Consider the following 19,383-nt stretch of genomic DNA (forward strand, 5'->3'; position numbering starts at 1 on the left):
TGTCACATCTCCGTCGCGATGATCTTGGTGGTGCGCGGCAGGCAAAGGAATTGCCGGCCGGCCGTCAGGATGAGATCGACGCCGCGCGGGAAGAGCGCGCGATTGTCGTTCCAGATGCGCAGGAATGCGTCGGGCAGTCCGGCCGGGGCGATCATGGTCAGATCCTTGATGCCGGGGCCGGAAAGCGCCAGCTGCTTGCCGCCCTCCAGGCTTTCGATCTCCAGCACGATGGTCGTCGAGCGATCGGGGTATTCCTGCGTGCCCACGCCGAACTGGCTGAAGGAGGAAAGCGCCATGCCGGCCTCGACGAAGGCGAAATGCGCCTCCAGCCGTTCGGAGACGATGGGTGCTCCCGTGTGGAAGGCCAGCCATTCCGGCAATGTCGATCTTCCCAGGCTGTTGGAAAGCCAGACCGGCGTGTCGTGATCGCAAAGCGTCAGGCCGATGGCGCCGGCGGCAATGCCGAGCGGCGCCGGCGGCGCGATGTCGGTCGTGACGGTTTGCAGGGTTCCCGGACGCGCCATGGCGTCCATCGTCATCTTGAAGACGCTCTGTGCGTCGAAGACCGGGTCGCTGAAGCCGCCGGTCAAGGCCTCGTTGCCGAAGGTGGGGGTGTTGAAAAGGCTCATCAATCTTCTCCGCGAACCATGGTGAAGAAATCGACGCGGGTCGCGGCCGTCTCTTCGGCGCGCTTGCGATCGTAGTCTGCGATGCGCTGGGTGACCGGCTGCAGGAGCGCCTTCTCGACAAAATCCCTTGTGGCCGATTGCTGCCAGAGGGCGTCGAAGATCGCCGAGAGCCGGGCTTTTTCCCGATCGGTCCCAAGCGCGTGCGAATGGCCTATGGCGCCGGATGCCAGCCGTATGGTGGCGCGCGTCACGGTGACTTCGCCGAGGTTGAAGGGGGAGCCGCCGCCGCCGATGCGGCCGCGCACCATGACAAGCCCGGTTTCTGGCCCGCGAACCGGCTGGGCTGCCGGCTTGCTCGGCAGGGCTTCCCATGCCGCCTCTAGCTCGTCGCGCTCCGCCTGCGCCAGAAGATCGGCGACGCGCTTGCGTTCCCTACGCTCCTGTGCGGCCGCTTCCTGCCTTTGTGCTGAATTCATCGCGCTTTCCTCTAAATGTCTATTGATATAGACAACCATACAAGATAGTTTTATATTTATTAGTGAGTCGTGACAAGCGTGTGACAGGGCGAGTGGGCGAGATGGCAGGACAGAAGATACAGAGGCAGACGGGCGTGGCGCTCTGGCGGCAGATCGCCGACCGGATCCGCACATCCATCAACCACGGAGATTTCGACGAGACGGGCATGGTGCCGCCGGAAACGACGCTGGCGCTGCAATTCGGGGTCAACCGGCACACGATCAGAAGCGCGCTCGCTGCGCTGGCGCAGGAAGGGATCGTCAGGGCCGTGCAGGGGCGAGGAACGCTGATCGAGCGCAAGGAGCGCCTGAGTTTCCCGATTTCGAAGCGGACACGCTTCTCGCAGGGCATTGGCGATCAGGTGCGCGAGACCCGCAGCGTCCTGCTTGCGACCAGCGAGGAAGCCGCGAGCACGGAATTGGCCCGGCAGCTCAAGATCAGGGCCGGCACGCCGCTGGTACGCCTGGAAACGCTCGGCCAGGCGGATCATCGCCCTGTGTCGCGCGCCACGAGCTGGTTTCCGGCCGACCGCTTCGGGAAGATCGCCGAAATCTACCAGGCAACCGGATCGATCACCAAGGCATTCAAGGAGCTTGGCGTGCCGGACTACGTGCGCGTCGTCACCGAGATCACCGCGACCCATGCCGACGAGAGCGATCTGGCCGATCTGCAATTATCGCCGGGCGCCATCGTATTGGTTGCCCAGGCGCTCAACGCGGATCTCGACGACGTGCCGGTGCAATATTCGATTTCACGCTTCGCCGCCGACAGGGTGCGTTTCACCGTCGAGAATTGAGGATATAGCTGCCCCTCATCCGGCCTATCGGCCACCTTCTCCCCGTCTTGACGGGGAGAAGGGGAAAGACGCGCCCGCTGTCGCATCTCAACCCTGTGCGAATCGGGAATTTACGACAGAGATCGTCCCCTCTCCCCGTTTACGGGGAGAGGGCTAGGGTGAGGGGCTTTTCAGAGGTAGCGAGTTAAATGGCGCTCAATGCGCGCCGGACATGTCGCCGAGGACTTCCTTCGAGGCGACCGTGGAGTCGGCCTTGAGCTTGTAGACCATCGGCACGCCGGTCGCGAGGTTGAGCTCCAGGATCTGCGCCTTGCTCAGCCGATCGAGAACCATGACGAGCGAGCGCAGCGAATTGCCGTGGGCGGCAACCAGCACGTTCTGGCCGGCAAGCACGCGCGGCAGGATTTCCGTCAGGTAATAGGGCCAGACGCGGGCGCCGGTGTCGCGCAGGCTTTCGCCGCCGGGCGGCGGAACGTCGTAGGAGCGGCGCCAGATGTGAACCTGCTCTTCGCCCCACTTGGCGCGGGCATCGTCCTTGTTGAGGCCGGAGAGATCGCCATAGTCGCGCTCGTTCAGCGCCTGGTCCCTGATGGTTTCCAGGCCCTGCTGGCCGATTTCATCGAGGATGATCTTCAGTGTGTGCTGGGCGCGCGTCAGCGCCGAGGTGAAGGCGATATCGTACTTGATGCCGTAGTCGGCCAGCGCCTTGCCGCCCGTCTTGGCTTCCTCGATGCCGAGCGCGGTCAGATCGGGATCCTTCCAGCCGGTGAAGAGATTCTTCAAATTCCAGTCGCTCTGCCCATGGCGAACGAGAACGAGAGTACCGCTCATAAAATTTCTCCTTGATAGAGCAATTCCAGGAAAGGTGCGTGGCGGTCTTCCGTCAGGAATTGCGGGACAATAAAAATGCTGGAGCGGGTCGGCAGTTCCGTGCCGATCCGCTCCAGCATCGCATCAACGTGTGGAGAGCCCGAGAACATCGAGCATGGAATAGAAGCCGGGTTTCTTGTCGCGCGCCCAGAGTGCTGCCTGCAGCGCGCCGCGCGCAAACAGCGAACGGTCGCCGGCATTGTGCGACAGCGTTACCCGCTCGCTCTCGCTGGCGAAGATCACCGAATGATCGCCGATCACGCCGCCGCCGCGCAGGGTTGCAAAGCCGATCGTGCCTGCCGGGCGCGGGCCGGTATGGCCATCGCGCATGCGCACGGAATTGTCGTTGAGATCGATGCCGCGGCCCTTCGCCGCCGCCTGGCCGAGCAGAAGCGCCGTGCCCGAGGGCGCATCGACCTTATGGCGATGATGCATTTCCAGCACCTCGATGTCCCAGTCCCTCGAAGGCAGCGCGCGCGCCGCCTGCTCGACAAGCACGCTCAAGAGGTTGATGCCAAGGCCCATATTGCCCGATTTGACGATGCGGGCATGGCGGGCTGCCGCCTTGAACTTCGCCTCGTCTTCGTCAGAGCAGCCGGTCGTGCCGATAACGTGGACGATGCGCGCCTGCGCGGCCAAGCCAGCAAAGGCAACGCTGCTTGCCGGCGTCGTGAAATCGATCACGGCTTCGGCATGGAGGAAGGCGGCGAGCGGATCGTCAGTGGCTGCAACGCCGATAGGCCCAAGCCCTGCGATCTCGCCGGCATCCTTGCCGATGAAGGGCGAGCCGGGACGTTCCACGGCTGCATGCAGGCTTACGCCGTCCGTCGCATGGATAAGACGGATCAGGGTCTGCCCCATGCGGCCCGCCGCGCCAACCACCACCAGCTTCATCGCATCGTCGCTCATGTCGTCTCTATCGTTTATTTGCGGGAATTGCTTGATACGGCCGGTAGCTGCAGGTTGTTGAGCCGAGCGTAAAGGCCATTGTCGGCCGTCGCAAGCGTCTCGTGGTTGCCTTCCTCGACAACCCGGCCGTTCTGCATGACGACGATCTTCTCGGCGCGGACAACCGTCGACAGGCGGTGTGCGATGACGACGACCGTGCGGCCGCTCATCGCCTCTTCCAGCGCCTTCTGCACGGCCGCTTCGGATTCGGTGTCGAGCGCCGAGGTCGCCTCGTCCAGAAGCAGGATCGGCGCGTTGCGCACCAGCGCGCGGGCGATCGACAGGCGCTGCCGCTGGCCGCCGGAGAGCGTCACGCCGTTTTCGCCGACGGGGGTGTCGTAGCCCATCGGCTGCGCCTCGATGAAATCATGCGCATAGGCAAGACGGGCTGCTTCCTCGATCTCGGTATCGGTCGCTTCCGGGCGCCCGTAGCGGATATTGTCGCGGATCGTGCCTTCGAAGAGATAGGGCTGCTGTGAGACATAGGCGATCTGCATGCGCAGCGACTGCTTCGTCACATGGGCGATATCCTGCCCGTCGATGAAGATGCTGCCGTCCTTCGGATCGTAGAAGCGCGGGATCAGGTTGATGACGGTGGACTTGCCGGCGCCGGAAGGGCCGACGAGCGCCGTCGTCTGCCCGCCCTCGGCGGTAAAATTGACGCCGGACAGGACAGCTTCGTCGCCATAGGCGAAATGAACGTCGCGGAATTCGATGCGGGCGTTGGTCACGGCGAGCGGCTTGGCATCCGGCAGGTCGCGCTGGCGCGGTTCCATGTCGAGCAGTTCGTAGATCATCCGCGCATTGACGACGGCACGCTCCAGCTGCGTCTGCAGTTTGGCGAGGCGGCGGGCCGGATCATAGGCCAGAAGCAGCGACACGATGAAGGAAAACACCGCGCCTGGCGGCACATTTGCATAGATCGAACGGTAGGCGGCATAGGCAAAAACGCCGGCGACGGCAAAGCCCGCAACCGTTTCGATCAGCGGGCCGTTGCGCTCGGAAATGCGAACGATACGGTTTTGCCGATTCTCGGCCGCCGTAATCAGCTTGTTGATCTTGCGGTCGAGCTCGCGCTCCATCGTAAAGGCCTTGACGATGGAAATGCCTTGAATGGTTTCCTGCATCGCCCCGAGCACGCGGCTGTTGAGAACGACCGCCTCGCGCGTGACGGCGCGCAGGCGCTTGGAGATATGGCGCAACGCCAGAAACACGGGCGGGGCAATGACGAAGAAGATAAGGCTGAGCAACGGGTCCTGATAGACCATGTTGCCGAGCAGAAAGACGAACGACAGAAAGTCGCGCGCCGTGGATGTAATGACGAGGTTCATCACATCGCGGATGCCGGAAACGTTCTGGCTCACCCGCGCGGCAATCTGAGCCGAGCGGGCTTCACTGAAGAAACCGACCGACAGCGTCATCAGATGCGCATAGAGGCGCCGTTGATAGCGGGCAATGATGTCGTTGCCGATCTTGGACAGAATAACCGACTGGAAATAGCCGGCAAAGCCTCGCGCTATGAAGGCTGCGAGAATCGCAAGGCAAATCAGCCACATGACTTCGGCGCGGCGCTCGTAGAAGGCGCCGTTGACGATCGGCCTCATGACAAAGGCCATCGTCGCCGTGGATGCCGCGACGACGATGAGACAAAAGATTGCGATCGAATAGCCCCAGATATGATCGCGACCGTTTTCAGCAATGATACGCTTCAGCACAACGGTGATGGTCTCACTGTCGACATCAGTCTTTTTCGGATCTGGCGACTTCAATAATCGGCTTCCTGTGTTGAACCAAGCAAGCCGCATGTGCTGCGTGCTTTCGCGGCTCTATAAAGAGTTAGGACGGCTTTGGCTAGGGATGGCCTGCCGCACTGGTTAAGGCCGATCACGGAGCCGGGTCCATTATAGAGGAAAGCGGCCTCTTCAAAAAGGTATGGCGCACCGGCTGTTTCGGCGCGCCATGGGCTGTTTACCAAGCGGTTAACGCCGCCAGCGGCGGCCTTCGGTCGCGAGGCCGAAGCTTGCCGGCTTGCGGGCATAGGTCGCCAGGCCGGAAAGGGCGGCCAGCGGATGCGTCACCACATGCGTCGGGATCGTCTTCATCATTTCGGTATGCGGCGCCTTGTCCTCGAAAGCGGCGCGAAATTCCGGCTTCTGCAGCGCCGGCAGGATCTTCTGCGGGATGCCGCCGGAGAGATAGACGCCGCCGCGCGCCATGAAGATCATGGCGATATCGCCGGCGACACGACCCAGATAGGTGACGAAAAGCGTCAGCGTCTCTTCAGCCTGCGCATTCGTGCCGGCAAGCGCGTGGGTGGTGATGTCGGCCGGTTCCTTCAGGCTCGGCTCGATGCCGTCGACCTTGCAGATGGCGTGATAGAGGTTCTGCAGGCCACGGCCGCAAATGACCTGCTCGGCTGAAATGCGGCCTTCGATGGGTTCCAGGTGCGGCCAGATCTGCAGGTCGCGTTCCGTGCGCGGCCCGAGGTCGATATGGCCGCCCTCGCCGGGCACCGGTATCCATTGATGCTGCGTGTGAACGAGGCCGGCAACGCCGAGCCCGGTGCCCGGTCCGAGAACGGCGCGCGAGGCGGTGGTGTTGCCGGAGGTTTCACCGATGGTTTCGCGATGCTCGTCGGCAACCTCGGCGATCGCCAGCGCCTGCGCTTCGAAATCGTTGATGACGAGCACGTCCTCGATGCCGAGATTGGCGATCATCGTCTTCGGGCGGATTACCCAGTCGCAATTGGTCAGCGGAATTTCGTCGCCCTGCACGGGGCCGGCCATGGCAAGGATGGCGGCGCGCGGCTGCACCTTGCTCTTCTCGAGGGTCAGCTTGATCGCGTCGTCGATCGTCTCGAAATTCGCGGTCTGCACGACCGGAAAATGCTCCTGTTCGGAGTCCGCATCGGCAATAATCGAGAAGCGTGCATTTGTGCCGCCGATATCGCCGATCAGGATTGGGAAAGGCAGGGGGGCATCGCTGTGATTGAGCTCGGGCATGGCCAGGTCCGTGGTCTGCCGCCGGCAAGGCGGACTAATGGTTCAGTGTTTTGATCAGCCGCTCGGCGGTGGATTCGTTGAGCGCCATCGGAATGTCGTAGACAACGGCAAGCCGCGTCAATGCCTTCACGTCGACGTCGTGCGGCAGGGGGGTGAGGGGATCGATGAAGAAGACGAGCATGTCGATCTCGCCGGTGGCGATCAGGGCGCCGATCTGCTGGTCGCCGCCGAGCGGCCCGCTTTTCAGCCGGGTGACTTTCAGATCCGGGCAGGCGTCAAGCACCCGGCCGCCCGTCGTGCCGGTTGCAACGATATGCCAGTCGGCAAGGGCTGCCTGATTGCGCCGCGCAAACTCCGCCATCGCATCTTTTTTCTGATCGTGCGCGATCAGCGCGATGCATTTGCTGCCGGCCATGAAATCCTTGCTCCACCCAACGCTTTCAATCGATTTATTCGCCTTCTATACCAAGGGCGCGCCTTTTGAAAGACTACCCCGACGGAGACAGTCCGGGCTTCACTGCTGCGGGATCTGGCCGGGTGGCGTATTGCCGGAAGCAGGCATCGCGTCCGTTTCCGCCGCCGAACCGACACCCTTGACGCCAAAGGTGGCGGCGCGGGCGGAAGAGACTGCCGGTGCAGCCAATACGGCCTGGCAGGTCTTCGGCAGATCGGAAACCATGACTTCGCGCGGCTTTACCGGAGGTTTCGTGCCGGGCTTCGGCTTCGCCCACGGCTCGGGGCCCAGCCACCAGGCGAGCGTCTTGTCGCAACCGTCGCCGGCGGCGACCGGGGCCTGCGGCGTGCAGCCGACCGAGCCGGCCGGGCAGCGGATGCGGATATGGAAATGCGAGTCGTGCCCGTATTCCGGCCGCAGCTTGCCGAGATTGGTGCGGTCTCCGGCCCATGTGTCGCACATCTTCTTCTTGATCGCCGGGTTGACGAAGATACGCTCGACTTCCGGATAGCTGGCGGCGCGCATCAGCAGGCGCGCATGCGCCGGCGTCCAGACCTTGTCGTTGATCGTCAGGAACTTGTCTTTCGCCAGCATCGTGGTGAAAGGCAGGGCCTCGCGCTCCTCGGCCGTCATCCTGTGCCGCGGCATCGGCGTCAGCCAGACGTCGGCATCGAGGCCGATCTGGTGCGAGGCATGGCCGTTGAACATCGGGCCGCCACGCGGTTGCGAGATATCGCCGACGAGCAGGCCCGGCCAGCCGTCATTCCTGGCCGCATCGCGCGACAGGCGCTCCAGCAGGCCGATCATTTCGGGCCGGCCCCAGCGGCGATTGCGCGACAGGCGCATGGCCTGCCATGTCGGGCCATCGGCCGGCAGCGCGACGGCGCCTGCAAGGCAGCCCTTGGCGTAGAAGCCGATCGATTGCGGCGCTCCCTGCGTCGGCAGCGTCACCGCTCCGAAGACCGCCTTGGCGCTTCCGGGCGAGGGCGTGGCCTGCTGCGCCAGCGCATCGCCGGCGACAAGACCCATCCCTATCGTCGTGGCGAGGGACAATTTGCCGATCGTTCGAAAGGCGCGTGCCAGAAGTGAAGCCATGCATATCCTTGAAAGGCGGTCGGCACTATCCGAGATGATTTGGGCCGAAGTGATTTGCGGCGAGACTATCCTGAAAAAGGATGGAAGTTAATCCGCGGCAATCACAGGTGGCCGACGAGCGACCGCCTTTCTTGGCATGGGCCGGTGTCCGGGGCCGATCAGTTCGCCAGAATTTCCGCCGTCTTGCGGATGCGCGACAGCCGCGGCAGCACCTTCGTGCAGGCGAAATCCTGCATGTCCTGCGAGAAGGTCGTCACCGCGTCTTCCGCGACGACGACGGCATAATTTGCCGCATAGGCATCGCGCACGGTCGATTCGACGCCGAAATTGGTCGCGACGCCGGTCAGGATCAGCGTCTTGATGCCCCGGCGGCGAAGCTGCAGGTCCAGTTCCGTGCCGTAGAAGGCGCTCCACTGGCGCTTGACGATGGCGACATCCGGCGTCAGCGCTGCTATCTCCTCGGGCGCCGCGAGCGCTGCCGGCGGCAAACCTCCCGGGGGAAGCGTGAAGGTTTCGTCGATCGGCTGATTGACAGCGTCGGCATAGTCCGAGGAAAATCCGACCGTCACGAAAACGGTCGTTCCGCCATCGGCCTTCAGTCTGTTGGCGATGGCGACCGTGTTGGCAACGATCTGCTGGCCGGAGTGGGGCGCAAGTGGGCGGCTGAGAACGAAGCCTTGCAGGTCGATGGAAACGAGGGCGGTGGTCTTGGGATCGTAGAGTGGCATTTGGGGGCTCCGGGAGAAATATGAGGATATCCTCGCAATGAAAAATATGAGGGAATCCTCACAAAAATCAAGTGAAGAATTGAAGACGCGTGTTCCCAAGCGCCAGCGCGGCCATGATCGCGTCGCTGTTCTGCTGGAGGCGACCGCCAGGGTTCTTGCGCGCAAGGGCTACGACGCGGCAACGATGACCGAGATTGCGGTGGAGGCAAATTCCTCCATCGGCTCGCTTTACCAATTCTTTCCGACCAAGCCGCTGCTTGCCGAGGCGCTGCATGTCGATCGACTGGAGCGGCTGAAGGCGGGGCTTCGGAACATGGCGGACCGCAGCGCCGGTCTCTCCGCGGCCGATAGCGGCGAAGCGATCTTCGATGCTCTCGGCGCCTTCATCGAGCAGTATCCGGAGTTTGTGGTGCTGGCCGGCCGCCGCGATATTCCCAGGGAGCGCAAGGCGCAGTCGCGCGCGGAATTGAAGGAGCTGATTGCGAGCGTTCTGCGGCAGGCGCAGCCGCCGATAACGGACGATATCGGCGTGATGTCCGGCATCGTGCTCGAACTGCTGCGCATCGCCGTCGTCGTCACCAACGACCCGGACGCCGCGGAAGACCGCCGCGTCGTCGGCGAGTTGCGCCTGATGCTGCGCAAGCGCCTGGAGGAGGCGACCGCAACACGCTGATTTCGGATGCCGTTCTCCGGTGTCTTTGTGAGAGGCTTAGCTATTGCGTCCTGCTTTTTGCCCTCATTTGCCTTATGCTGATTCTCAAGAAATCATCAGGAGATCATGAATGGCGTTGTCGCGGTTGAAAGCAGGCTTGGTCGTATCTCTTTTTTGCCTGCTGGCAATGCCGATATCCTCGAAGGCGGAGGAGCCGCAATTCCGCATCGGCACGGCCATTCTCGGCGATCTCAAATACCAGCCGGGCTTCAGGCATTTCGACTATGTCAATCCTGACGCGCCGAAGGGCGGCGATGTGAAGCTGTCTAGCAACGGCACGTTCGACACGCTCAACCCGATCCTGTTCAAGGGAAATCCGGTCGCAGGCATCGCCTCCCTCGGCTCCGGTCTGATCTTCGACAGCCTGTTGAAGTCGGCGGATGACGAGGTCTCCTCCTCTTACGGATTGCTTGCCGAGGGTGTTTCCTATCCAGACGATATCTCCAGCGCCACCTTTCGCCTGCGGCCCGAGGCCAAATGGGCTGACGGGCAGCCTGTGACGCCCGAGGATGTCGTCTTCAGCTTCGACAAGGCGAAGGAGCTCAACCCGCTCTTCACCAGCTACTACAGCCATGTGACGCGCGCCGAAAAGACCGGCGATCGTGACGTGACTTTCTCTTTCGACGAAAAGAACAATCGAGAGCTGCCGTCGATCCTTGGCCAGTTCCCGATCGTGCCGAAGCATTGGTGGGAGGGCACGGGGCCGGACGGCAAGCCGCGCGATATCTCCCGCACCACGCTCGAGCCCGTCATGGGCTCGGGGCCCTACAAGATCGTTTCGGTCTCGCCCGGCTCCACCATCCGCTATGAATTGCGCGACGACTATTGGGGCAAGGACCTGCCCGTCAATGTCGGCGAGAACAACTTCAAGTCGATTTCCTATACCTATTTCGCCGACAACGATGTGGAGTTCGAGGCCTTTCGCGGCGGCACCATCGACTATTGGCAGGATAACGTCGCGAGCCGCTGGGTGACCGGCTATGATTTTCCGGCCGCCAAGGACGGGCGCATCAAGCGCGAGGAAGTGCCCAATCCGCTGCGCGCGGCCGGTGTCATGCAGGCCCTGGTGCCGAACATGCGCCGCGATCAGTTCAAGGACGAGCGCGTTCGCGAGGCGCTGAACTACGCCTTCGATTTCGAGGAACTCAATCGCACCATCGCCTTCAATCAATACAGCCGCATCAACAGCTACTTTTTCGGCACCAAGCTTGCGTCGTCCGGCCTGCCGCAGGGCGACGAGCTGAATGTTCTGAACGAGGTGAAGGACAAGGTCCCGGCCGGCGTCTTCACCACGCCCTACACCAATCCCGCCGGAGGCGATCCGCAGAAGGCCCGCGACAATCTGCGCAAGGCGCTCGATCTGTTCAAGCAGGCGGGCTATGTCCTCAAGGGCAATCAGATGGTGAACGCCCAGACGGGCCAGCCTTTCGCCTTCGAAATCCTGCTCGGCAGCCCCTTCGTGGAAAAATGGGTGCTGCCCTACACGCAGAACCTGAAGAAGATCGGCATCAACGCCACCGTGCGCACGGTCGATTCATCGCAATATATCAATCGTATCCGCAGTTTCGACTATGACATGATCTGGACCGTCTGGGCCCAGTCGCTCAATCCCGGCAATGAGCAGATCGACTACTGGGGCTCCGCTTCGGCCAATCGCCAGGGCTCGCGCAACTACGGCGGCATCTCCGATCCCGGCATCGATGCCCTCATCAACAAGGTCATCTTCGCCAAGGACGTCACCGAAAAGGATGCGACCGCCAAGGCGCTCGACCGCGTCCTGCTGGCTCACCACTATGTTGTGCCGCTGTACTACACGACCAGCTTCCACATCGCCTATTGGGACAAGTTCGAGCATTCGGCCGAGCTGCCCAAATATTCGATCGGCTTTCCCGATGTGTGGTGGTCGAAAAACGCCGGGAAATGAGCCTCTCTTGCAATGAAGGGCTTGCTGGCTCCAAATGCTCAGGCTGATTCGGATAGGTTCAAGCCGAAATGACTGCGCCGGCCTGTATCCGGCGGAAGGGACTATGATTTGATCGACGGATGGATTGAGGCGAGGCGGACTATACCCCATTTCGAGGGAGCGGCCGGCTGATGGGCGCTTATATCCTGCGACGCCTGCTGCTGATGATCCCGACCATCGTCGGCATCATGGCGATTTCCTTTACCATCGTCCAGTTTGCGCCCGGCGGCCCGGTCGAGCAGGTCATCGCGCAGCTGACGGGCCAGGGCGACAACGCCACCGGCCGCCTGTCGGGCGGCACCGACATGCTGGCCCAGCAGTCCCTCGACGACAGCAGCTCGAAATATCGCGGCGCGCAGGGGCTCGATCCCGAGCTGATCGCCAAGCTCGACAAGCAGTTCGGCTTCGACAAGCCGCCGCTCGAGCGCTTCGGCCAGATGATGTGGAACTATATCCGCTTCGATTTCGGCGAGAGCTTCTTCCGCAATACTTCGGTCATCGACCTCATAGCCGAGAAGCTGCCGGTGTCGATCTCGCTGGGGATCTGGATCCTGATCTTCTCCTATGCGATCTCGATCCCGCTCGGTATCCGCAAGGCCGTGCAGGACGGATCGACGTTCGATGTCTGGACGTCGGGCATCATCATCATCGGCTATGCCGTCCCGAGCTTCCTGTTCGGCATCATGCTGATCGTGCTGTTTGCCGGCGGCTCCTTTTTCGACTGGTTCCCGCTGCGCGGCCTCGTGTCGGACAATTTCGCCGATCTCAGCTGGTGGCAGAAGATCCTCGATTATCTCTGGCATCTGGTGCTGCCGCTGATTTCGCTGTCGCTCGCCGCCTTCGCCACCACGACGCTGCTGACGAAGAATTCCTTCATCGAAGAGATCAAGAAGCAGTATGTCATCACCGCCCGCGCCAAGGGCCTCAGCGAACGGCGCGTGCTCTATGGCCATGTCTTCCGCAACGCCATGCTCATCGTCATCGCCGGCTTCCCCGGCGCCTTCATCTCCGCCTTTTTCACCGGCTCGCTGCTGATCGAGAACATCTTCTCGCTGGATGGCCTCGGACGCCTCAGCTATCTCTCCGTCGTCCAGCGCGACTATCCCGTGGTGTTTGCAACGCTGTTCATCTTCTCGCTGCTGGGCCTTGTCGTCAGCCTCGTGTCCGACCTGATCTACACCTGGATCGATCCGCGCATCGACTTCGAGCGGAGGGACGTGTGATGGATGCAACCAATCATGCCGCGCCCCCGCTCACGGTGAAGCCGCCGCGCAAGGGCCTGTTCTCGCCGACCAACGTGCGGCGCTGGGAGAATTTCAAGGCGAACCGCCGCGGCTACTGGTCGCTCTGGCTCTTCCTCGTTCTGTTCGTCCTCGCCCTCGGGGCCGAGTTCATCGCCAACGACCGGCCGATCCTCGTCTCCTACAAGGGCGAGATCCTGACGCCGATCTTCGTCGACTATCCGGAGGAGAAGTTCGGCGGCTTCCTGGCGCAGACGGACTATCGCGCCCAGGACATTCAGGACGAGATCAACGCCAATGGCTGGATGATCTGGCCGCCGATCCACTATTCCTATCAGACCGCCAATTCCAACCTTCCCCAGGGAATGTCGGCTCCGACCCCGCCTTTCTGGGCGATGAGCAGGGAACAACGCTGCTCGGGTTATGCCGGCGGCGTCGCCGACCCGAACTGCAACTGGAGCAATTTCAACTGGCTCGGCACCGACGATCAGGCGCGTGACGTGCTCGCCCGCCTGATCTACGGCTTCCGCATATCGGTGCTGTTCGGACTCGTTCTCACCATCTGCTCGGCTGTCGTCGGCGTCTGCGCCGGCGCGGTGCAGGGCTATTTCGGCGGATGGACGGACCTGCTGATGCAGCGCTTCATCGAGATCTGGTCGTCGATGCCGGTGCTTTACATCCTGCTAATCATCGCCTCGGTGCTGCCGCCCGGCTTCTTCATCCTGCTCGGTATCCTGCTGCTGTTTTCCTGGGTGGGGCTCGTCGGTGTCGTGCGCGCCGAATTCCTGCGGGCGCGCAACTTCGAATATGTCCGCGCCGCCAGGGCGCTTGGCGTCGACAACCACACCATCATGTATCGCCATCTCCTGCCGAATGCGATGGTCGCGACGCTGACCTTCGTCCCCTTCATCCTGTCGGGTTCGATCACCACCCTGACCTCGCTCGACTTCCTCGGCTTCGGCATGCCGCCCGGCTCGCCGTCGCTGGGTGAGATGATCGCCCAGGGCAAATCCAACCTTCAGGCTCCCTGGCTCGGGCTCTCGGCCTTCTTCACCATGTCGATCATGCTGTCGCTGCTGATTTTCATCGGCGAGGCCGTGCGCGACGCCTTCGATCCGAGGAAGACGTTCCGATGAGCGAAAACTCAACTCCGCTGCTCTCCGTCCGCAATCTGTCGGTCGCCTTTCACCAGGGCGGAAAAACCTCGACTGCCGTCGACGGCGTTTCCTTCGATATAAGAAAGGGCGAGGTGCTGGCGCTGGTCGGCGAATCCGGCTCCGGCAAATCCGTTTCCGCGAATTCGATCCTGAAGCTGCTGCCCTATCCGGCCGCCAGCCACCCCTCCGGCGAGATACTGTTCAAGGGCAAGGATCTGCTGAAGGCATCGGACAACGAGCTGCGCGCCGTGCGCGGCAACGACATCACCATGATCTTCCAGGAGCCGATGACCTCGCTCAATCCGCTCCATTCGATCGAAAGGCAGATCAGCGAAATCCTGGCCTTGCATCAGGGCATGACCGGTCATGCCGCCCGCAGCCGCACGCTGGAGCTTTTGAACCAGGTCGGCATCCGCGAACCGGAGAAGCGCCTCAAGGCCTACCCGCATGAGCTGTCCGGCGGCCAGCGCCAGCGCGTGATGATCGCCATGGCGCTCGCCAACCGTCCCGAACTGCTGATCGCCGACGAGCCGACGACGGCGCTCGACGTTACCGTGCAGGCGCAGATCCTCGAGCTGCTGCGCGAGCTCAAGGGTGCGCACGGCATGTCGATGCTGTTCATCACCCACGACCTCGGCATCGTCCGCAAGTTCGCCGACCGCGTCTGCGTGATGACAAAGGGCCGTATCGTCGAGACCGGCACGGTGGAAGACGTCTTCACCCGGCCGCAGCACGAGTATACCCGCCATCTGCTGGCAGCCGAGCCACGCGGCGAGCCGCCGGTGAGCGACGCCGCCAAGCCTGTCGTCATGGAAGGCAGCGATATTCGCGTCTGGTTCCCGATCAAGGCGGGTTTCATGCGCAAGGTCGTCGATCACGTAAAGGCGGTCGATGGCATCGATCTGAAGCTCAGGGCCGGCCAGACGCTCGGCGTCGTCGGCGAATCCGGCTCCGGCAAGACGACGCTCGGCCTCGCGCTCGCCCGGCTCATTTCCTCCCGCGGACGCATCGCCTTCGTCGGCAAGGATATAGCCGGCTATTCGTTCCGAGAGATGCGGCCGCTGCGCAACCAGCTACAGGTCGTCTTCCAGGATCCCTATGGATCGCTCAGCCCGCGCATGTCGGTCGGCGAGATCATCGCCGAGGGGTTGAAGGTGCATGAGCGGTCGCTTTCGGCCGAGGAGCGTGACAAGCGCGTCTGCTGGGCGCTGGAGGAGGTCGGTCTCGATCCATCGACCCGCTGGCGTTTCCCGCATGAATTTTCCGGCGGCCAGCGCCAGCGCATCGCGATTGCCCGCGCCATGGTGCTGAAGCCGCGCTTCGTCATGCTGGACGAGCCGACCTCGGCGCTCGATATGAGCGTGCAGGCACAGGTGGTCGACCTTCTGCGTGACCTGCAGAAGAAGCACGACCTTGCCTATCTCTTCATCAGCCACGACCTGAGAGTGGTAAAAGCGCTTGCCAACGAGCTGATCGTCATGCGCTTCGGCAAGGTGGTGGAGCAGGGCGCCTCGGTCGATGTCTTCCGGGCTCCGAAAGAGGATTATACCAAGGCGCTTCTCGCCGCCGCATTCAACATCGAGGCAGTGCCGACTGCCGCCATCCAGCAATGAAGGCCATCGCCATGCCGGCCAAAAGCCCCGTTCTCGTCGATCTCAAATTCGATCCCGCGATCGTTGCCAAAGCGCTCGAAACAGCCTTTGCCGATCGTGGCAGCATCAATCTGGCCGACCCCGCCAGCAAGAGCGCGGATCTCTCCCATGTGGATTATGCGTTGCTGTGGAAGCCGGATGCCGATCTGTTCCAGCGGGCGCGCAACCTCAAGGTCATCTTCTCGGGCGGCGCCGGCGTCGATTCCATGATGTCCGTTTCCGGCCTGCCGGACATTCCGATCGTCCGCTTCGTCGATCGCAGCCTCACGACGCGCATGAGCGAATGGGTCGTGATGCAGTGCCTGATGCATCTGCGCGACGTGCAGGGGCACATGCGCAACCAGCGCCAGCATGTATGGGCGCCGCAGCATGGTCCCGAGGCGGCCGACGTCACCATCGGCATCATGGGCCTCGGCGTTCTCGGCTGCGATGCCGCCGCCAAATTGAAGGTCATGGGCTTCAACGTCATCGGCTGGTCGCGCGGCAAGAAGCAGATCGACGGCATGGAAACCTTCGATGCCGGCGGGCTGGATGCGTTTCTGGCGCGCACCGATATCCTCGTCGGCCTGCTGCCGCTGACGCCGGAAACGACGGGCATCTACAACGCCTCGCTCTTTGCCAGGCTGCACCGCCAGAGTGCGCTCGGCAAGCCGGTCTTCATCAATGCCGGTCGCGGCAAGAGCCAGGTTCAGGCCGATATCGCCGCGGCGATCCGTACCGGCATTCTCGGCGGCGCCTCTCTCGATGTCTTCGCCATCGAGCCGCTCTCGGCGGACGATCCGCTCTGGACCCTGGAAAACGTCATCATCACGCCGCATGATTCCGCGGTGTCGGAGGAAAAGGCGCTCATGCGCCATGTCGAGGAGCAGATCGCTCGCTTCGAACGCGGCGAGCCGCTGCAGCATCTGGTGGATCGCAGCCGGGGTTACTAAGTCTGTATCGTCGGGCAACGACCGGGGTCCTTCGCCTCGGCTGTTGCCAGCGATACGCGACCCATTTACTCTGGTATCAATTTTCTTTCAGTGACTGGACTTTCGGTCAACATTTTTTGATAACAGAGCGCTATGCACGCATGCCGGCACGCTTGCTGGCGAGCAGCATGACGTGCGCAGGGCAGGAGACGGGGCAGGAACGACATGACCAAGACGGATATCGCCACCCGCGTCTATAACCATACCTGGAAGCTCGATCCGATCGTCCGCAGCCTGATCGATACGGATTTCTACAAGCTCCTGATGCTCCAGATGATCTGGAAGCTCTATCCTGATGTCGATGCCACCTTCTCCCTGATCAATCGCACCAAGAGCGTTCGCCTTGCCGAGGTGATCGACGAGAAGGAGTTGCGCGACCAGCTCGATCATGCCCGCACGCTCCGGCTCTCCAAGAAGGAGATGATCTGGCTTGCGGGTAACAGCTTCTACGGCCGCGCCCAGATCTTCGAGCCGGAATTCCTCGCCTGGCTGTCGAATTTCCAGCTGCCGGAATATGAGCTTTCGAAGCGTGACGGCCAGTATATTCTCGACTTCCATGGCTCGTGGAAGGAAACGACGATGTGGGAGATCCCCGCGCTCGCCATCATCAACGAGCTTCGTTCGCGCACGGCGCTGAAGGCGCTCGGTCCTTTCACGCTCGACGTGCTCTATGCGCGCGCCAAGGCGAAGATGTGGGAAAAGGTGGACCGGCTGCGGGAGCTGCCGGGCCTGCGCATCTCCGATTTCGGCACTCGCCGCCGCCATAGCTTCCTCTGGCAGCGCTGGTGCGTCGAGGCGTTGAAGGAAGGCGTGCCCCACGCTTTCACCGGCACGAGCAACGTGCTGCTCGCCATGGATTCCGATCTCGAGGCCGTCGGCACCAATGCGCATGAGCTGCCAATGGTCGCGGCGGCACTTGCCAAGAACGACGAGGAACTCGGCAAGGCGCCCTATAAGGTGTTGCGCGACTGGAACCGCCTCTACGGCGGCAATCTTTTGGTCGTGCTGCCCGATGCCTTCGGCACCGCCTCCTTCCTGCGCAACGCGCCGGAATGGGTAGCCGACTGGACCGGCTTCAGGCCCGACAGCGCTCCGCCGATCGAAGGCGGCGAAAAGATCATCGACTGGTGGAAGAAGATGGGCCGCGACCCGCGCCAGAAGCTGTTGATCTTTTCCGATGGCCTCGATGTCGAGGCGATCATCGACACCTACAAGCATTTCGACGGTCGCGTGCGCATGAGCTTCGGCTGGGGCACCAACCTGACCAACGACTTCGCCGGCTGCGCGCCGACCGAACTCAAGGGCCTCAGCCCCATCTCCATCGTCTGCAAGGTGATCGAGGCCAACGGCCGCCCGGCCGTCAAGCTCTCGGACAATCCCCAGAAGGCGACGGGAGAGCCGGCGGAAGTCGAGCGCTATCTGAAGTTCTTCGGCGCGGAGGACCGTGTCGACCAGGAAGTGCTGGTTTAGAGCGGCTCCGCGTTTCATGGAATGGCGGAACCGCACTCTCTCTCTCTCTGTTCTAAGCAATTCCGGGCAGGAAACCGCTATACGCTTTTCCCGGAATTACTCTAATGCCGGACGGTTGCTTCCATCCGGGCCACACGCCGGAACAGCGTCCATCGGCCGTTTTCCCAGCGATACTGATCCGGCGAAATAACATAGGCCACGTCGCTGAGATCGGCGCTGATAAGTTCCAGAAGCTGCAGGCCCTCGGTGTCGTTCTCATGCGTGAAGAACACCTTGTCGCGAGACAGGAACGCCGCGATCGGGGCAGCGCCGCCGGATTGCTCCTGCACCTGCGCCCAGAAGTTCGGCACGAAGGCGACGCTGGATTCGAACTGGCCATCCACTTCGACATATTGAAACCGGCTGCGCCTGGCGATCTGAACGCCGGTCTTGGCGAGGAATTTCTGCAGGTTGGCCTGCGCCATCTCCGCCAACTCGCGGACATCGATACCCCAGTCTTCCAACGCCGAGGACATGACGTAGCTGACGGCGGTCTCGCCGTTGACGACGAAGAGCTTGATCAGGTTTTCGGCTTCGTCGAGATAGACGAATTGCGGCGGATCAGGCTCGTCTTTCGCGGCTTGTATCATCTGCTGCCGGGCCACGTCGACGAAATCTCGCGCCTTCAGGACCGGAAGAACCTTGGCGATCTCGCCGTTGTCGGCCATGGTTTCCGTCATGTTGAGATAGTTGAGCAGCGCCTGTGCGCGAGCCCGTCCCCGCTTTTCGCGCAACGCCAGCAGCGCATTGTTCAGGAACTTCGTCATCGTATCGCCGTTGCGGCTGTGCAGCGTCAGGCTGCCGGCGGCGGGGTCGTAGTCGACGCGGATCAGGTCGCCGAAGAACGGCAGCCGTTCCTGCAGATAGGCCGCAAAGCTTGCTTCGTCCCGCAGGGCTTCGTCGGGAATGTTGAGATCGAGCGTCTTCGTTGCCGCCGTGTCCGCAGGCTCGGACGTTGGGGGCGTCTGTTCGCGGCGCGTGTCCGCCTGCTTGCCTTTGCCGAAGAGCCTTTTCAGGAAGTTGAACACGCGCATCCCCGAGTCCTGAACGGTATTGCTGCAGAACCTAGCGCGGCTGCCGTTCCGGGGCAATGCCGGCATGATGATGGGTTACCCCGTAAGTGCCTGCTTGCCCGCGCAA

The 19,383-nt window shown here is 62.3% G+C and carries 18 protein-coding genes; 8 read left to right on the plus strand and 10 right to left on the minus strand.

Annotated features, from left to right (window positions below; all coding sequences use genetic code 11):
• Positions 1 to 2 precede the first annotated feature (2 nt).
• Both phnH and phnG read right to left on the minus strand, forming a co-directional pair.
• Positions 3 to 629 carry a phosphonate C-P lyase system protein PhnH gene (gene phnH / locus ACQZ6J_RS06630; RefSeq protein WP_163985110.1) on the minus strand — a complete coding sequence of 209 codons (627 nt, stop codon included), beginning with the start codon at positions 627 to 629 and terminating at the stop codon, positions 3 to 5.
• Entirely contained in the window at positions 629 to 1,105 is a 477-nt protein-coding gene (gene phnG / locus ACQZ6J_RS06635; RefSeq protein WP_163985109.1) for a phosphonate C-P lyase system protein PhnG, read from the minus strand. Before phnG ends, phnH begins: the two co-directional genes overlap by 1 nt.
• 101 nt (positions 1,106 to 1,206) lie before the next feature.
• Here phnG and phnF point away from each other — a divergent pair, with 101 nt between their 5' ends.
• Positions 1,207 to 1,941, plus strand: coding sequence for a phosphonate metabolism transcriptional regulator PhnF (phnF, locus tag ACQZ6J_RS06640; RefSeq protein WP_163985108.1), 735 nt, complete (start codon positions 1,207 to 1,209; stop codon positions 1,939 to 1,941).
• Between the two features lie 195 nt (positions 1,942 to 2,136).
• On the opposite strand, the gene ACQZ6J_RS06645 is transcribed toward phnF, so the two are convergent.
• The 7 genes from ACQZ6J_RS06645 to ACQZ6J_RS06675 form a co-directional block, all read right to left on the minus strand.
• The gene (locus ACQZ6J_RS06645) at positions 2,137 to 2,772 is read right to left on the minus strand and encodes a 2,3-bisphosphoglycerate-dependent phosphoglycerate mutase (protein WP_163985107.1); all 636 of its coding nucleotides are present in this window, start codon (positions 2,770 to 2,772) and stop codon (positions 2,137 to 2,139) included.
• A 123-nt stretch (positions 2,773 to 2,895) separates the two neighbouring features.
• Positions 2,896 to 3,720: a 4-hydroxy-tetrahydrodipicolinate reductase gene (dapB, locus tag ACQZ6J_RS06650; protein WP_449082876.1), complete on the minus strand. Its 825-nt coding sequence runs from the start codon at positions 3,718 to 3,720 to the stop codon at positions 2,896 to 2,898.
• A 14-nt stretch (positions 3,721 to 3,734) separates the two neighbouring features.
• Positions 3,735 to 5,528, minus strand: a complete 1,794-nt coding sequence (locus ACQZ6J_RS06655) for an ABC transporter ATP-binding protein (RefSeq protein ID WP_163985105.1) — start codon at positions 5,526 to 5,528, stop codon at positions 3,735 to 3,737.
• Between the two features lie 210 nt (positions 5,529 to 5,738).
• Positions 5,739 to 6,761, minus strand: a complete 1,023-nt coding sequence (locus tag ACQZ6J_RS06660; protein ID WP_449082879.1) for a glucokinase — start codon at positions 6,759 to 6,761, stop codon at positions 5,739 to 5,741.
• A gap of 34 nt (positions 6,762 to 6,795) precedes the next feature.
• Positions 6,796 to 7,176, minus strand: a complete 381-nt coding sequence (locus tag ACQZ6J_RS06665) for a methylglyoxal synthase (protein WP_163985103.1) — start codon at positions 7,174 to 7,176, stop codon at positions 6,796 to 6,798.
• Positions 7,177 to 7,275: 99 nt separating this feature from the next.
• Positions 7,276 to 8,310: a penicillin-insensitive murein endopeptidase gene (mepA, locus tag ACQZ6J_RS06670; protein WP_449082881.1), complete on the minus strand. Its 1,035-nt coding sequence runs from the start codon at positions 8,308 to 8,310 to the stop codon at positions 7,276 to 7,278.
• 158 nt (positions 8,311 to 8,468) lie between these two features.
• Positions 8,469 to 9,038, minus strand: coding sequence for an isochorismatase family protein (locus ACQZ6J_RS06675; protein ID WP_449082883.1), 570 nt, complete (start codon positions 9,036 to 9,038; stop codon positions 8,469 to 8,471).
• 37 nt (positions 9,039 to 9,075) lie between these two features.
• On the opposite strand from ACQZ6J_RS06675, the gene ACQZ6J_RS06680 reads away from it, so the two are divergent.
• From ACQZ6J_RS06680 to pncB, 7 genes are all read left to right on the plus strand, one after another.
• Positions 9,076 to 9,711: a TetR/AcrR family transcriptional regulator gene (locus ACQZ6J_RS06680; protein WP_163985100.1), complete on the plus strand. Its 636-nt coding sequence runs from the start codon at positions 9,076 to 9,078 to the stop codon at positions 9,709 to 9,711.
• A 109-nt stretch (positions 9,712 to 9,820) separates the two neighbouring features.
• The gene (locus ACQZ6J_RS06685) at positions 9,821 to 11,674 is read left to right on the plus strand and encodes an extracellular solute-binding protein (RefSeq protein ID WP_449082886.1); all 1,854 of its coding nucleotides are present in this window, start codon (positions 9,821 to 9,823) and stop codon (positions 11,672 to 11,674) included.
• A 170-nt stretch (positions 11,675 to 11,844) separates the two neighbouring features.
• A complete protein-coding gene (locus tag ACQZ6J_RS06690) occupies positions 11,845 to 12,936 on the plus strand; it encodes a microcin C ABC transporter permease YejB (RefSeq protein ID WP_449082888.1) in 1,092 nt (363 codons plus the stop codon).
• A complete protein-coding gene (locus ACQZ6J_RS06695) occupies positions 12,936 to 14,090 on the plus strand; it encodes an ABC transporter permease (RefSeq protein WP_449082890.1) in 1,155 nt (384 codons plus the stop codon). The genes ACQZ6J_RS06690 and ACQZ6J_RS06695 overlap by 1 nt, the downstream gene beginning before the upstream one ends.
• Positions 14,087 to 15,724 carry an ABC transporter ATP-binding protein gene (locus ACQZ6J_RS06700; protein WP_449082892.1) on the plus strand — a complete coding sequence of 546 codons (1,638 nt, stop codon included), beginning with the start codon at positions 14,087 to 14,089 and terminating at the stop codon, positions 15,722 to 15,724. The genes ACQZ6J_RS06695 and ACQZ6J_RS06700 overlap by 4 nt, the downstream gene beginning before the upstream one ends.
• 11 nt (positions 15,725 to 15,735) lie before the next feature.
• Positions 15,736 to 16,695 carry a 2-hydroxyacid dehydrogenase gene (locus ACQZ6J_RS06705; RefSeq protein WP_449082894.1) on the plus strand — a complete coding sequence of 320 codons (960 nt, stop codon included), beginning with the start codon at positions 15,736 to 15,738 and terminating at the stop codon, positions 16,693 to 16,695.
• Between the two features lie 204 nt (positions 16,696 to 16,899).
• Complete coding sequence (pncB, locus tag ACQZ6J_RS06710) at positions 16,900 to 18,204, plus strand: nicotinate phosphoribosyltransferase (protein ID WP_449082896.1); 1,305 nt, start codon at positions 16,900 to 16,902, stop codon at positions 18,202 to 18,204.
• Positions 18,205 to 18,305: 101 nt separating this feature from the next.
• Here pncB and ACQZ6J_RS06715 read toward each other — a convergent pair whose 3' ends face one another.
• Complete coding sequence (locus tag ACQZ6J_RS06715; protein ID WP_204326232.1) at positions 18,306 to 19,277, minus strand: DUF1444 domain-containing protein; 972 nt, start codon at positions 19,275 to 19,277, stop codon at positions 18,306 to 18,308.
• Positions 19,278 to 19,383: the final 106 nt, after the last annotated feature.

The sequence above is a fragment of the Rhizobium sp. A37_96 genome, assembly GCF_053521765.1.

What these genes read in the sequence shown, in the direction of transcription:
- phnH (WP_163985110.1), bottom strand. Translation starts at nt 629, where the DNA reads ATGAGCCTTTTCAACACCCCCACCTTCGGCAACGAGGCCTTGACCGGC.
- phnG (WP_163985109.1), bottom strand. Translation starts at nt 1,105, where the DNA reads ATGAATTCAGCACAAAGGCAGGAAGCGGCCGCACAGGAGCGTAGGGAA.
- phnF (WP_163985108.1), top strand. Translation starts at nt 1,207, where the DNA reads ATGGCAGGACAGAAGATACAGAGGCAGACGGGCGTGGCGCTCTGGCGG.
- ACQZ6J_RS06645 (WP_163985107.1), bottom strand. Translation starts at nt 2,772, where the DNA reads ATGAGCGGTACTCTCGTTCTCGTTCGCCATGGGCAGAGCGACTGGAAT.
- dapB (WP_449082876.1), bottom strand. Translation starts at nt 3,720, where the DNA reads ATGAGCGACGATGCGATGAAGCTGGTGGTGGTTGGCGCGGCGGGCCGC.
- ACQZ6J_RS06660 (WP_449082879.1), bottom strand. Translation starts at nt 6,761, where the DNA reads ATGCCCGAGCTCAATCACAGCGATGCCCCCCTGCCTTTCCCAATCCTG.
- ACQZ6J_RS06665 (WP_163985103.1), bottom strand. Translation starts at nt 7,176, where the DNA reads ATGGCCGGCAGCAAATGCATCGCGCTGATCGCGCACGATCAGAAAAAA.
- mepA (WP_449082881.1), bottom strand. Translation starts at nt 8,310, where the DNA reads ATGGCTTCACTTCTGGCACGCGCCTTTCGAACGATCGGCAAATTGTCC.
- ACQZ6J_RS06675 (WP_449082883.1), bottom strand. Translation starts at nt 9,038, where the DNA reads ATGCCACTCTACGATCCCAAGACCACCGCCCTCGTTTCCATCGACCTG.
- ACQZ6J_RS06680 (WP_163985100.1), top strand. Translation starts at nt 9,076, where the DNA reads ATGAAAAATATGAGGGAATCCTCACAAAAATCAAGTGAAGAATTGAAG.
- ACQZ6J_RS06685 (WP_449082886.1), top strand. Translation starts at nt 9,821, where the DNA reads ATGGCGTTGTCGCGGTTGAAAGCAGGCTTGGTCGTATCTCTTTTTTGC.
- ACQZ6J_RS06690 (WP_449082888.1), top strand. Translation starts at nt 11,845, where the DNA reads ATGGGCGCTTATATCCTGCGACGCCTGCTGCTGATGATCCCGACCATC.
- ACQZ6J_RS06695 (WP_449082890.1), top strand. Translation starts at nt 12,936, where the DNA reads ATGGATGCAACCAATCATGCCGCGCCCCCGCTCACGGTGAAGCCGCCG.
- ACQZ6J_RS06700 (WP_449082892.1), top strand. Translation starts at nt 14,087, where the DNA reads ATGAGCGAAAACTCAACTCCGCTGCTCTCCGTCCGCAATCTGTCGGTC.
- ACQZ6J_RS06705 (WP_449082894.1), top strand. Translation starts at nt 15,736, where the DNA reads ATGCCGGCCAAAAGCCCCGTTCTCGTCGATCTCAAATTCGATCCCGCG.
- pncB (WP_449082896.1), top strand. Translation starts at nt 16,900, where the DNA reads ATGACCAAGACGGATATCGCCACCCGCGTCTATAACCATACCTGGAAG.
- ACQZ6J_RS06715 (WP_204326232.1), bottom strand. Translation starts at nt 19,277, where the DNA reads ATGCGCGTGTTCAACTTCCTGAAAAGGCTCTTCGGCAAAGGCAAGCAG.